Origin of the sequence: Brevundimonas sp. AAP58 (genome assembly GCF_001295975.1) — a bacterium.
Taxonomy (GTDB): domain Bacteria; phylum Pseudomonadota; class Alphaproteobacteria; order Caulobacterales; family Caulobacteraceae; genus Brevundimonas.
Map to the genome: position 1 here is coordinate 1 of NZ_LJHU01000128.1, position 13,020 is coordinate 13,020.

General features: G+C 67.6%; 9 protein-coding genes. 6 read left to right on the top strand and 3 right to left on the bottom strand.

Translation table 11 applies throughout. The features are described from left to right. Positions 1 to 53: 53 nt before the first annotated feature. From infA to IP78_RS15140, 4 genes are read left to right on the top strand one after another with little or no spacing between them, the layout of a single operon-like run. A complete protein-coding gene (infA, locus tag IP78_RS14125) occupies positions 54 to 272 on the top strand; it encodes a translation initiation factor IF-1 (protein WP_008261544.1) in 219 nt (72 codons plus the stop codon). Positions 273 to 284: 12 nt separating this feature from the next. Beyond that, positions 285 to 875, top strand: a complete 591-nt coding sequence (locus tag IP78_RS14130) for a nucleoside triphosphate pyrophosphatase (protein ID WP_054112302.1) — start codon at positions 285 to 287, stop codon at positions 873 to 875. Next, positions 872 to 1,900, top strand: coding sequence for a ribonuclease E/G (locus IP78_RS14135; protein WP_054112303.1), 1,029 nt, complete (start codon positions 872 to 874; stop codon positions 1,898 to 1,900). Before IP78_RS14130 ends, IP78_RS14135 begins: the two co-directional genes overlap by 4 nt. 5 nt (positions 1,901 to 1,905) lie before the next feature. Then, complete coding sequence (locus IP78_RS15140) at positions 1,906 to 2,070, top strand: DNA gyrase inhibitor YacG (protein ID WP_082385162.1); 165 nt, start codon at positions 1,906 to 1,908, stop codon at positions 2,068 to 2,070. Between the two features lie 17 nt (positions 2,071 to 2,087). On the opposite strand, the gene IP78_RS14140 is transcribed toward IP78_RS15140, so the two are convergent. The 3 genes from IP78_RS14140 to IP78_RS14150 all read right to left on the bottom strand — a co-directional run bounded on the left by IP78_RS14140 (position 2,088) and on the right by IP78_RS14150 (position 4,206). Then, positions 2,088 to 3,317 (bottom strand): RNA polymerase sigma factor, encoded by a 1,230-nt coding sequence (locus tag IP78_RS14140; RefSeq protein ID WP_054112304.1) that lies wholly within the window; start codon positions 3,315 to 3,317, stop codon positions 2,088 to 2,090. A gap of 8 nt (positions 3,318 to 3,325) precedes the next feature. Next, positions 3,326 to 3,691 (bottom strand): YciI family protein, encoded by a 366-nt coding sequence (locus IP78_RS14145; RefSeq protein ID WP_054112305.1) that lies wholly within the window; start codon positions 3,689 to 3,691, stop codon positions 3,326 to 3,328. A gap of 149 nt (positions 3,692 to 3,840) precedes the next feature. Beyond that, positions 3,841 to 4,206 (bottom strand): YciI family protein, encoded by a 366-nt coding sequence (locus tag IP78_RS14150; RefSeq protein WP_054112306.1) that lies wholly within the window; start codon positions 4,204 to 4,206, stop codon positions 3,841 to 3,843. Between the two features lie 380 nt (positions 4,207 to 4,586). Here IP78_RS14150 and rpoB point away from each other — a divergent pair, with 380 nt between their 5' ends. Continuing rightward, positions 4,587 to 8,702 carry a DNA-directed RNA polymerase subunit beta gene (gene rpoB / locus IP78_RS14155; RefSeq protein ID WP_054112307.1) on the top strand — a complete coding sequence of 1,372 codons (4,116 nt, stop codon included), beginning with the start codon at positions 4,587 to 4,589 and terminating at the stop codon, positions 8,700 to 8,702. A 103-nt stretch (positions 8,703 to 8,805) separates the two neighbouring features. Further along, complete coding sequence (gene rpoC, locus IP78_RS14160; protein ID WP_054112327.1) at positions 8,806 to 12,999, top strand: DNA-directed RNA polymerase subunit beta'; 4,194 nt, start codon at positions 8,806 to 8,808, stop codon at positions 12,997 to 12,999. The last annotated feature ends 21 nt before the right edge of the window (positions 13,000 to 13,020 follow it).

Genomic DNA, 13,020 nt, shown 5'->3' on the forward strand with positions numbered 1-13,020 from the left:
CGTCCCCGCCCGGCGCGAGCCTCGATTCGTATTCACGGGGCGCGGGAGGCCGCATGGCCAAGGAAGAACTGCTCGAGTTTCCCGGCACGGTGTCGGAACTGCTGCCGAACGCGACGTTCCGGGTGACCCTCGAGAACGACCACGAAATCATAGCCCACACCGCCGGCAAGATGCGCAAGAACCGCATCCGCGTCCTGGCCGGCGACAAGGTCCTGGTCGAGATGACGCCCTACGACCTGACCAAGGGCCGCATCACCTACCGCTTCAAGTAAGGCCCGGCTCGCATGAGCCGGCCCGAACTCGTCCTGGCTTCGGCCAGCCCGCGCCGCATCGAGCTGCTGGCGCTGATCGGGATCACCCCCGACCGGATTGACCCCTCCGACATCGACGAAACGCCTCTGAAGGCCGAACAGCCTCCGCGCCTGGCCGTGCGGCTGGCCCGCGCCAAGGCCGAAGCCGTCCTGAGCCGCCATCCAGACGCGTTGGTCCTGTCGGCCGACACGGTCGTCGCCGTCGGTCGCCGCCTGCTGGAGAAGCCCGCCGACGCCGCCGAGGCCGAGCGGTTTCTGCGTCTGCTGTCCGGCCGCAACCATCGCGTCTTCACGGCCGTCGCCCTGGCGACGGCGGCGCGCACAACCCACCGCTGCGTCGAGACCCGCGTCACCTTCAAGCGCTTGTCCGACGCCGAGATCGCCGCCTACATCGCGGGCGGCGACTGGCGGGGCAAGGCGGGCGGCTATGGCATCCAGGGCCCCGCCGCCGCCTTCGTGACCCGCATCGTCGGCAGCCACCCGGCGGTCATGGGCCTGCCCCTGCCCGAGACGGTGAACCTGCTGGCGGGCGCGGGCTGGTATCAGATCGCCGACCCCTCGTGAGCCTCGAGGTCTTCCTCGACGACACGCCCGGCGAGACGCGCGGCGTCATCGCCCGCGACGGCCACATCGAATGGCTGATCATCCAGCGCGACGACGATCCGCCCCAGACCCGCCTCGGGGCCCGCTCTGTCGGCCGGGTCACCCAGTCCGAACCTGGCTTCAACGCCGCCTTCGTCGATCTCGGCGCGCCCGGCCGTCCCGCCTTCCTGCCGTTCGGCCAGGGCCGCGCGCCCCGCGAGGGCGAACACCTTGAGGTCGAGGTCACCGCGGAGCCTCGCGAGCAGAAGGGGCCGACGGTCCGCCTGATCGGCCCGGCCGACGGCCCACCCAGGCTCGTGATGCCCGGCCCGGATGTTCGCGCAGAGCTCGCCCGCCTCGCCCCCGGCGTGCCCGTCGAGACTGGCTCCGCCGCCATCCAGGCGTCTTGGGACGCCGAGGAAAAGGCGATGGGGCAGGGGGACTTTTTCGCTGAGGTCGCCCTCGATCTCGCCGTCCAGCGCACCCGCGCCCTGGTCGCCGTCGACATCGACTACGCCCACCTGCCGGGGCGGGACGCGAAGAGAGGTCGCCTCCGGGCCAATCTGGAAGGCCTGCGTCACGCCGCCCGCCTGATCCGGCTCAAGAGCTGGGGCGGACTGGTGGCCATCGACCTCGTCGGGACGCGTCTGGATGCCGACGCCATCGCCGCCGCCGCCCGCACGGCCTTCGACGAGCCCGAAGCCGTCTTCGGCCCGCTGAACCGCTTCGGCGTGCTGCAACTGGCCCTGCCATGGCGGCGCACGCCCATCGAGGAGCGCCTGCGCGGCTGGGCCGGTAGCCAGGTCCTGACCACCGCCGCGATCAACACGGTCCGTAGCCTGCGCATGCGGGTGCTGCAGGACAAGGCCACCCCCCGCTTCACCGCCCGCTGTCATCCCGAGGAGGCCGCCATCGCTGGCCCGCTCGCCGCCCGTCTCGGTCCGCGCGTCGCTGTCGTCGCCGACCCGGCTGTCGCCTTGGGCCGCGCCGACATCCAGGAAGCCTGAGCGTCATGTCCGCCTGCCCGATCTGCCGCAAGAACCCGACCCATCCGGACTACAGGCCCTTCTGCTCCCGGCGTTGCGCCGACGTCGATCTCCAGCGCTGGCTGACCGGGGCCTATGTTCTACCCGTCGATGACGACGAGGCTTCTCCGTCTGAAGAGGCGAGCCAGTGATGAGGGGCGTGACGCCCTCAAGAACCCTGCAGGCTCACCTGTCGTGCGCGGATGAAGCGGGCTTCAGCTGGAGCGGGTCCCAGTCCCAGCGCCATTCCGTATTCCGTGAGCGCACCTTCTGAATCGCCCAGCCGTCGTAGAAGATCCGCCTTTGCCGCGTGATAGGGCAGCCAACCCGAACCGGCCATATGGTTCAGCACGTCCATCGCGGACGCCGGGCCTTCGACTTCCGCAAGGGCCACGGCCCGGTTGACTTCGACGACGAGATCCCGGCGCTGCGCCAGAAGCGCATCGTAAAGATCCAGTATGGCGCGCCAATCGATCAAGCCTGTCCGTCGCCGGTCGGCGTGTGCGCCATGAATGGCGGCCTGCAAGGCCCGGGGGCCGGGTGGGGTTCGGCGCGATATGGACAGCCGGGCGGACGCGGCCAGGCAGGCTTCAGCCTCGGCGAGCAGACCCTGGTCCCACTCGGCCGGATCCTGGTCAGTCAGGGGAATCATGGCCCCCGAGGCGTCCAGGCGGGCGGGACGGCGGGCCTCGGCGAAACGGACGGTGGCGGCCAACGCCTGGGCTTCGGAATCGTCCGGCGCGAGACGGGCGAGCAGGCCCGTCAGCTTGAGCATCTCGTCGGCATAGTCCGCGTGGGGGCCGGCGCCGGCGGCGTCGGCGTGGGCCTGGGCGTAGGCGACCTCCAGCGTGGACAGGACCGCGTCCATGCGCTCGGGCCAGCGGTCGGGGGAGGGGACCTCGTAGGGGATGCCGGCCTCGGCGATCTTCTTCTTGGCGCGGACCAGACGTTGGGCGAGCGTGGCCTCGGGCGTCAGGAAGGCGGTGGCGACCTCCGCGGTGGACAGGCCGCAGACGGTGCGCAGCGTCAGCGCCGCGCGCGCGTCGGGGCTGACCGCCGGATGGCAGCAGACGAAGATCAGTCTTAGGCGCTCGTCGGGGATGGGCTCGTCCAGAGCCATGACGTGGTCCTCGGGCGTCGGTTCGGGCGGGGCGTCGTCGGGGCGGTAGGCGGCGGCGGTGGCGCGGCGGCGGAAGCGGTCGAGCGCCCAGCGCCGGGCGACGGCGTAGAGCCAGGCGGCGGGATCGGCGGGCGGGGCGTCGCCCCATTTCTCCGCCGCGCGCGAGCAGGCCTCGGCGAAGGCCTCCTCGGCCAGATTGAGATCGCGGAAGGCGGCGGCGAGGGCGGAGACCACCCGGCCGCCGGCGTCCCGGAACGTCTGGTCGAGGAGACGGCTCACCGGGCGGATCAGCCCTGCGGGGGCGGAGGCAGCATGGGCCGGATCTCGATGGAGCCGTTCTTCGAGATCGGCAGCTTCTTGGCCCATTCGATGGCGGCGTCGACGTCCGGCACGTCGATCATGTAGAGCCCGCCCAGCTGCTCGCGGGTCTCGGCGAAGGGGCCGTCGTGGACGGTGCGGCCCTCGGGCGTGACGCGGACGGTAGTGGCGGTGCTGTAATGCCTCAGGCCTGCTCCGCCGATGATGACCCCGGCCTGGGCCAGTTCGCCGCCGTACGCGATGTGGGCGTGGAAGATGTCCTGCCAGGCATTGCCCGTCTCGCCGTCGGGATAGGCCTCGGGATAGTTCTCGTGAATGAGCAGGGCGTAGTGCATGTCGGTTCCCCGTTTTGGATCGCGGCCCGGACGATCCGAACCTTGGCGATACCGGTGAGACGCGCGAAGGGGGCGGGAATCGACAGCCTGGGTGAAGAATCCGGCGCCGACGTGCCCGAGCCGTCCCTCGGGCGGCTCACCGGGAAGGATCAGCCCTGCGGGGGCGGGGGCAGCATGGGGCGGATCTCGATGGAGCCGGTCCTGGCGATCGGCAGCTTCTTGGCCCACTCGATGGCGGCGTCGAGGTCCGGCACGTCGATCATGTAGAGGCCGCCCAGCTGTTCGCGCGTTTCGGCGTAGGGGCCGTCGTGGACCGTGCGGCCCTGCGGCGTGACGCGGACGGTGGTGGCGGCGTCGGTGCGCTTCAGGCCCGCGCCTCCGACGAAGACGCCGGCGGCGCCCATCTCCTGACCGTAGGCGGTGTGGGCGGCGAGGATGTCGAGCCAGGCCTGGCCGCTCTCGCCGTCGGGATAGGACTCGGCCTCGGGTTCGTGGATCAGAAGGGCGTAGTGCATCTCGGTCTCCGGTTTAAGGATCGCGGCTCGGACGATCCGAACCTTAGCGATATCGTTGAGACGCGCGAGGGGGAGGAGAATCGACGGGATCGCTGCAGATTTCTCCACAGGCCCTTTATTTCGCCGACGAAGCGCGTATATGTGCCGGCTCCGCAAAACTCCCCATGAGTCTGCGCGAAAGCGCCGAGGCCCGGTCCGTCGCCCTCCGACCGAGCGAAGGCGTGGCTCCTCTCCCAGGAGCTTCAATGATTTCAGACCTCCTGGCGCTCCCCCGGGCGTCGAGGGTGGAGGTCGAAACTCCTGTCACGGGACGCCGCCCGGCGTCTCGTGCCGCCGCATTTCACGCGCGTCTCCCCGGCTGCGCGACATGGGAAAACAGAATGACTGACGTCCTGAACGGTCTCGCCATCAACGGTCAGATCGCCTCGGCCACGACCTTCACCGGTAAGAAGCGCATCCGCAAGTCCTTCGGGCGCATCCCCGAAGCCGTGGCGATGCCGAACCTGATCGAGGTGCAGCGCGCCTCCTACGAGCAGTTCCTGCAGCGCGAGGTCCGCCCCGGACAGCGCCGCGACGAGGGCATCGAGGCCGTCTTCAAGTCGGTGTTCCCGATCAAGGATTTCAACGAACGCGCCATCCTCGAATACGTCTCCTATGAGTTCGAGGACCCGAAGTACGACGTCGAGGAGTGCATCCAGCGCGACATGACCTATGCCGCGCCGCTCAAGGTCAAGCTGCGCCTGATCGTGTTCGAGGCCGACGAGGAGACCGGCGCGCGCTCGGTCAAGGACATCAAGGAGCAGGACGTCTACATGGGCGACATCCCGCTCATGACGGACAAGGGCACCTTCATCGTCAACGGGACCGAGCGGGTGATCGTGTCCCAGATGCACCGTTCGCCGGGTGTCTTCTTCGACCACGACAAGGGCAAGACGCACAGCTCGGGCAAGTTGCTGTTCGCCGCGCGGGTGATCCCGTACCGCGGCTCGTGGCTCGATTTCGAGTTCGACGCCAAGGACCTGGTGTTCGTCCGCATCGACCGTCGCCGCAAGCTGCCGGCGACGACGTTCCTGTATGCGCTCGGCATGGACGGCGAGGAGATCCTGCGGACCTTCTACGAGACCGTGCCCTATGAAAAGCGCGGCGAAGGCTGGGTCACGCCCTACAAGCCCGAGCGTTGGCGCGGGGTGAAGCCCGAGTTCGACCTGATCGACGCCGACACGGGCGAGATCGTCGCCCAGGCCGGTCACAAGATCTCGGCGCGCGCGGCCAAGAAGCTGGGCGAGACGACCAAGGCGCTGTCGCTGGCGGCCGATGCGCTGGTGACCCGCTATCTGGCGGCCGACGCGGTCAACTACGAAACCGGCGAGATCTATGCCGAGGCCGGCGACGAGCTGGACCAGGCCACGATCAACCTTCTGGAAGAGAAGGGCTTCACCACCATCGACGTGCTGGACATCGACCACGTCACGGTCGGTGCCTACATGCGCAACACCCTCCGGGTGGACAAGAACACCGGCCGCGAGGACGCGCTGTTCGACGTCTATCGCGTGATGCGCCCGGGCGAGCCGCCGACGCCGGAAGCGGCCGAGGCCATGTTCAACTCGCTGTTCTTCGACTCGGAACGCTACGACCTGTCGGCCGTGGGCCGGGTCAAGATGAACATGCGTCTGGAAACGCCGGAGGTCTCCGACGAGATCCGCGTGCTCCGCAAGGAAGACGTGCTGAAGGTCCTGCAGATCCTGGTCGGCCTGAAGGACGGTCGCGGCGAGATCGACGACATCGACAACCTGGGCAACCGCCGGGTGCGCTCGGTCGGCGAACTGCTGGAAAACCAGTACCGCGTCGGCCTGCTGCGCATGGAGCGCGCCATCAAGGAGCGCATGAGCTCGGTCGATATCGACACGGTCATGCCGCACGACCTGATCAACGCCAAGCCGGCGGCGGCCTCGGTGCGCGAGTTCTTCGGCTCTTCGCAGCTGTCGCAGTTCATGGACCAGACCAACCCGCTGTCGGAGATCACGCACAAGCGTCGTCTGTCGGCGCTGGGGCCGGGCGGTCTGACGCGTGAGCGCGCCGGCTTCGAGGTGCGCGACGTGCACCCGACCCACTATGGCCGCATCTGCCCGATCGAGACGCCGGAAGGCCCGAACATCGGCCTGATCAACTCGCTGGCCACCCACGCCCGGGTCAACAAGTACGGCTTCATCGAGAGCCCGTACCGCCGGGTGAAGGACGGCAAGGCCACCGACGAGGTGATCTACATCTCGGCGATGGAAGAGGCGAAGTACACCATCGCCCAGGCCAACATCCGTCTGGAGGACGGCGAGATCGTCGAGGACCTGGTCCCCGGCCGGATCAACGGCGAATCCCAGCTGCTGACCAAGGCCGACGTCGACATGATGGACGTGTCGCCCAAGCAGGTGGTGTCGGTGGCCGCGGCCCTGATCCCCTTCCTGGAGAACGACGACGCCAACCGCGCGCTGATGGGCGCCAACATGCAGCGTCAGGCCGTGCCGCTGGTCCAGTCCGACGCGCCGCTGGTCGGCACGGGCATGGAAGCCGTGGTGGCCCGTGACTCGGGTGCCGTGGTCGTGGCCCGTCGCGACGGCGTGGTCGAGCAGATCGACGGGACCCGGATCGTGGTGCGCGCCACCGGCGACCTGGAAGCCGGGCGCTCGGGCGTCGACATCTATCGCCTGTCGAAGTTCCAGCGTTCCAACCAGTCGACCTGCATCAACCAGCGCCCGATTGTTCGCGTGGGCGATGAGGTGAAGGTGGGCGACGTGATCGCCGACGGTCCGTCGACGGACCTGGGCGAACTGGCCCTGGGCCGCAACGCGCTCGTCGCCTTCATGCCGTGGAACGGCTACAACTTCGAGGACTCGATCCTGATTTCGGAGCGCATCGTGCGCGACGACGTCTTCACCTCGATTCACCTCGAGGAGTTCGAGGTGATGGCCCGCGACACCAAGCTGGGGCCGGAAGAGATCACCCGCGACATCCCCAACGTCGGCGAGGAGGCCCTGCGCAACCTCGACGAGGCGGGCATCGTGGCCATCGGCGCCGAGGTTCAGCCGGGCGACATCCTGGTCGGCAAGGTGACGCCAAAGGGCGAGAGCCCGATGACCCCGGAAGAGAAGCTGCTGCGCGCCATCTTCGGCGAGAAGGCTTCGGACGTGCGCGACACCTCGCTGCGCCTGCCGCCGGGCGTCGCCGGCACCATCGTCGACGTGCGCGTGTTTAACCGCCACGGCGTCGACAAGGACGAGCGCGCCATGTCGATCGAGCGCGACGAGATCGAGCGCCTGGGCAAGGACCGCGACGACGAGCTCAAGATCCTGGAGCGCAACGTCTATGGCCGCCTGAAGCCGCTGCTGCTGGGCAAGAACGCCGTCTCGGGTCCCAAGGGCCTGGGCCGCGGCGAGATCACCGAGGAGAAGCTGGCCGAACTGTCGCGCGGCCTGTGGTGGCAGATCGCGCTGGATGACGAGAAGGCGATGGGCGAACTCGAGGCGATGAAGAAGTCGTTCGAGGACAACCGCAAGGCGCTGGACCGCCGCTTCGAGGACAAGGTCGAGAAGCTGCAGCGCGGCGACGAACTGCCTCCGGGCGTGATGAAGATGGTCAAGGTCTTCGTGGCCGTGAAGCGCAAGCTTCAGCCCGGCGACAAGATGGCCGGCCGTCACGGCAACAAGGGCGTCATCTCCAAGATCCTGCCGATCGAGGACATGCCGCACCTGGAAGACGGCACCTCCGTCGACCTGGTTCTGAACCCGCTGGGCGTGCCCTCGCGCATGAACATCGGCCAGATCTTCGAGACGCACCTGGGCTGGGCCGCAGCCGGTCTGGGCAAGCAGATCCAGGGTCTGCTGGAAGCCTGGCAGAACGGCGGACAGAAGAAGGCGCTGATCGAGCGGCTGACCGACATCTATGGCGCGGACACCCCCCTGCCGGACGACGAGGAAGAGCTGGTCGAGCTGGCCCGCAACCTGTCCAAGGGCGTGCCCTTCGCCACCCCGGTGTTCGACGGCGCGCACATCTCCGACATCGAGGACCTGCTGGAACAGGCGGGCCTGGAGCGTTCGGGTCAGTCGATCCTGTACGACGGCCAGACCGGCGAGCAGTTCAAGCGCCCGGTCACGGTCGGCTACATCTACATGCTGAAGCTGCACCACCTGGTGGACGACAAGATCCACGCCCGCTCCATCGGGCCGTACAGCCTGGTCACCCAGCAGCCGCTGGGCGGCAAGGCCCAGTTCGGCGGCCAGCGCTTCGGCGAGATGGAGGTGTGGGCGCTGGAAGCCTACGGCGCGGCCTACACCCTGCAGGAAATGCTGACGGTGAAGTCCGACGACGTGGCCGGCCGCACCAAGGTCTACGAGGCCATCGTCCGTGGCGACGACAGCTTCGAGGCGGGCATTCCGGAGAGCTTCAACGTGCTCGTGAAGGAAATGCGCTCGCTGGGCCTGAACGTGGAGCTGGAGAACAGCTGATCCGGATCCGAGCCCTCTCCCGCCCGGCGGGGGAGGGCGGTCCGTCCTGCTCTTTAGCCTCTCAATGATTTACGCGGCTCCTCGCCGCAGCAAGGAACCCAAGATGAACCAGGAAGTCCTGAACATCTTCAACCCGGTCCCGGTCACCCCGACCTTCGACCAGATCAAGATCGCCCTCGCCTCGCCGGAGAAGATCCGCTCGTGGTCGTTCGGCGAGATCAAGAAGCCGGAAACCATCAACTACCGCACGTTCAAGCCCGAGCGTGACGGCCTGTTCTGCGCCCGTATCTTTGGTCCGACCAAGGACTACGAATGCCTGTGCGGCAAGTACAAGCGCATGAAGTACAAGGGCATCATCTGCGAGAAGTGCGGGGTCGAGGTGACCCTCGCGCGCGTCCGCCGCGAGCGGATGGGCCACATCGAACTGGCCAGCCCGGTCGCCCACATCTGGTTCCTGAAGTCGCTGCCGAGCCGCATCTCGCTGATGCTGGACATGGCGCTGAAGGACGTGGAGCGGGTGCTCTACTTCGAGAACTACATCGTCACCGAGCCGGGCCTGACCCCGCTGAAGCAGAACCAGCTGCTGACCGAGGACGAGTTCTATCGCTACCAGGACGAGTTCGGCGATGACGGCTTCACCGCCGAGATCGGCGCCGAGGCCGTGCGCAACCTGCTGATGGGCATCGACCTGCACGCCGAGGCCGAGAAGCACCGCGCCGAGCTGGCCGACAACCCGTCGGAAATGAAGGCCAAGAAGGCGTCCAAGCGCCTGAAGCTGATCGAGGCCTTCCTGGAGAGCGGCAACAAGCCGGAGTGGATGGTCCTGACGGTCGTGCCGGTCATCCCGCCGGAACTGCGCCCGCTGGTGCCGCTGGACGGCGGCCGCTTCGCCACGTCCGACCTGAACGACCTGTATCGCCGGGTCATCAACCGGAACAACCGCCTGAAGCGCCTGATGGAGCTGCGGGCGCCGGACATCATCATCCGCAACGAGAAGCGGATGCTGCAGGAGTCGGTCGACGCCCTGTTCGACAACGGCCGTCGCGGTCGTGTGATCACGGGGGCCAACAAGCGTCCGCTGAAGTCGCTGGCCGACATGCTGAAGGGCAAGCAGGGCCGCTTCCGTCAGAACCTGCTCGGCAAGCGCGTCGACTACTCGGGTCGTTCGGTCATCGTCGTGGGCCCGGACCTGAAGCTGCACGAGTGCGGCCTGCCCAAGAAGATGGCGCTGGAGCTGTTCAAGCCGTTCATCTACGCGCGGCTGGACGCCAAGGGCCTGTCGGGCACCGTCAAGCAGTCCAAGCGGATGGTCGAACGCGAGCAGCCGCAGGTCTGGGACATCCTGGAAGAGGTCATCCGCGAGCACCCGGTCATGCTGAACCGGGCGCCGACGCTGCACCGTCTGGGCATCCAGGCGTTCGAGCCCAAGCTGATCGAGGGCAAGGCCATCCAGCTGCACCCGCTGGTCTGCGCCGCCTTCAACGCCGACTTCGACGGCGACCAGATGGCCGTGCACGTCCCGCTGAGCCTCGAGGCCCAGCTGGAAGCGCGCGTCCTGATGATGTCGACGAACAACATCCTGTCGCCCGCGAACGGCAAGCCGATCATCGTGCCGTCGCAGGACATCGTGCTCGGCCTCTACTACCTGTCGCTGGTCAAGGACGGTGAGCCCGGCGAGGGCAAGCTGTTCGCCAACATCGGCGAGATCGACGCGGCGCTCGACGCCGGCGTCGTGACGCTCCACACCCGCATCAAGGCGCGCTGGACCGAGCAGGACAAGGACGGCAACGAGGTCACCAAGGTGATCGACACCACGCCGGGCCGGATGAAGCTGGGCGCGCTGCTGCCCAAGAACCCGAACATCGGCTACCGCCTGCTCGAGAAGAACCTGACCAAGAAGGAGATCGGCAACCTGATCGATCAGGTCTATCGCCACTGCGGTCAGAAGGCGACGGTCATCTTCGCCGACCAGATGATGGGCCTGGGCTTCCGCGAGGCGGCCAAGGCGGGCATCTCCTTCGGCAAGGACGACATCGTCATCCCGGCCAAGAAGACCGAGATCGTCGACGCCACCCGCACCCTGGTCGAGGAGTACGAGCAGCAGTACGCCGACGGCCTGATCACCAAGGGCGAGAAGTACAACAAGGTCGTTGACGCCTGGGCCAAGGCCACCGATCGCGTCGCCGACGAGATGATGGGCGAGATCGCCCAGCCTCGCGTCCTGGCGTCGGGCCGGACGGCCGAGATCAACTCGGTGTTCATGATGGCCAACTCCGGTGCCCGCGGCTCGCAGGCCCAGATGAAGCAGCTGGGCGGCATGCGCGGCCTGATGGCCAAGCCGTCCGGCGAGATCATCGAGACGCCGATCGTGTCGAACTTCAAGGAAGGCCTGACCGTGCTCGAGTACTTCAACTCGACCCACGGCGCCCGCAAGGGTCTGGCCGACACCGCGCTGAAGACCGCCAACTCGGGTTACCTGACCCGTCGTCTGGTGGACGTGGCGCAGGACTCGATCGTCACCGAGGACGACTGCGGCTCGACGCGCGGCATCACTCTGCGCGCCGTGGTCGAAGGCGGCGACGTGCTGGTCTCTCTGGGCCAGCGGGTCCTGGGTCGCTACGCGGCCGAGGACATCAAGGAGCCCGGCACCGACAACGTCCTGTTCCCCGCGGACACCTATCTGCAGGAAGAGGAGGTCGAGGTCATCGACGCGGCCGGCGTCCAGTCGGTTAAGGTCCGGTCGGCCCTGACCTGCGAGGCCGAAGCGGGCATCTGCTCCTACTGCTACGGTCGTGACCTGGCGCGCGGCACCAACGTCAACATCGGCGAAGCGGTCGGCGTCATCGCCGCCCAGTCGATCGGCGAGCCGGGCACCCAGCTGACGATGCGGACCTTCCACATCGGCGGCACCGCCCAGGTGGCCGAGACCTCGTTCTATGAGGCGACCAACGCCGGTACGGCCAAGATCGTCGGCCCGACCGTCACGGCCGCCCACGGCGACCTGGTCTCCATGAGCCGCAACGTCGTCATCACCGTCGTCGTCGACGGCAAGGACCGTGAATCCTACAAGGCGCCTTACGGTGCCCGGATCCGCGTCAAGAACGGCGAAGAGGTCAAGAAGAACCAGCGCCTAGCGGAGTGGGACCCCTACACCACCCCGATCATCACCGAAGTGGGCGGCATCGTCCGCTTCGAGGATCTGGCCGAGGGCCTGTCGTTCCGCGAGGAAACGGACGAAGCGACCGGCATCGCCCAGCGCGTCGTCATCGACTGGCGCGCCAGCCCGCGCGGCTCGGACCTGCGTCCGGCCATGGGCATCACGTCCCAGGACGCCTACGCCAAGTTAGCCTCGGGTTCGGACGCCCGTTACCTGCTGCCGGTGGGGGCCATCCTGTCGGTCGCCAACGGCGACGAGGTGAAGCCCGGCGAGATCCTGGCCCGTATCCCCACGGAAGGCGCCAAGACGCGCGACATCACCGGCGGTCTGCCGAGGGTGGCCGAGCTGTTCGAGGCCCGTCGTCCCAAGGATTGCGCGGTCATCGCCGAGATGGACGGCCGCGTCGAATTCGGTCGCGACTACAAGAACAAACGCCGCATCAAGATCACCCCGGAGCCGGACGCGGACGGCAACCAGGGCGAGGCGGTCGAGTTCCTGATCCCCAAGGGCAAGCACATCTCCGTCCACGACGGCGATCTGATCCAGAAGGGCGACTACATCATCGACGGCAACCCCGATCCGCACGATCTGCTGCGCATCCAGGGCGTCGAGGCGCTGGCCGAGTATCTGGTGAACGAGGTGCAGGAGGTCTATCGACTGCAGGGCGTGCCGATCAACGACAAGCACATCGAGGTGATCGTTCGCCAGATGCTGCAGAAGGTCGAGATCACCGACTCGGGCGAGACCACGCTCATCAAGGGCGACACGGTCGAGATCGCCGAGGCCGTGGCCGAGAACGAGAAGGTCGAGAAGCGTGGGGGCCGTCCGGCGACCGTGCAGCCCGTCCTGCTCGGGATCACCAAGGCCAGCTTGCAGACCCGCAGCTTCATCTCGGCGGCGTCCTTCCAGGAGACCACCCGCGTTCTCACCGACGCCTCGGTCAACGGCAAGAAGGACACGCTGGAAGGCCTGAAGGAGAACGTCATCGTGGGCCGCCTGATCCCGGCGGGCACGGGGGCCTATCTGCGGTCGCTGCAGAAGATCGCCAACCAGCGCGACGCCGAGCTGACCTCGACCCGCGAAGCGGCGGTCGAGCCCCTGCCGGCGGACCTGCAACTGGAGCTGGCCGAGAGCGAGTGATCGCTGTCCCGGATCAAGTCC

Bases quoted from the DNA above. Each gene is read 5' to 3' on its own strand.
- IP78_RS15140 (WP_082385162.1), top strand. From the start codon at position 1,906: ATGTCCGCCTGCCCGATCTGCCGCAAGAACCCGACCCATCCGGACTAC.
- IP78_RS14150 (WP_054112306.1), bottom strand. From the start codon at position 4,206: ATGCACTACGCCCTTCTGATCCACGAACCCGAGGCCGAGTCCTATCCC.
- IP78_RS14130 (WP_054112302.1), top strand. From the start codon at position 285: ATGAGCCGGCCCGAACTCGTCCTGGCTTCGGCCAGCCCGCGCCGCATC.
- rpoC (WP_054112327.1), top strand. From the start codon at position 8,806: ATGAACCAGGAAGTCCTGAACATCTTCAACCCGGTCCCGGTCACCCCG.
- rpoB (WP_054112307.1), top strand. From the start codon at position 4,587: ATGACTGACGTCCTGAACGGTCTCGCCATCAACGGTCAGATCGCCTCG.
- IP78_RS14145 (WP_054112305.1), bottom strand. From the start codon at position 3,691: ATGCACTACGCCCTGCTCATTCACGAGAACTATCCCGAGGCCTATCCC.
- infA (WP_008261544.1), top strand. From the start codon at position 54: ATGGCCAAGGAAGAACTGCTCGAGTTTCCCGGCACGGTGTCGGAACTG.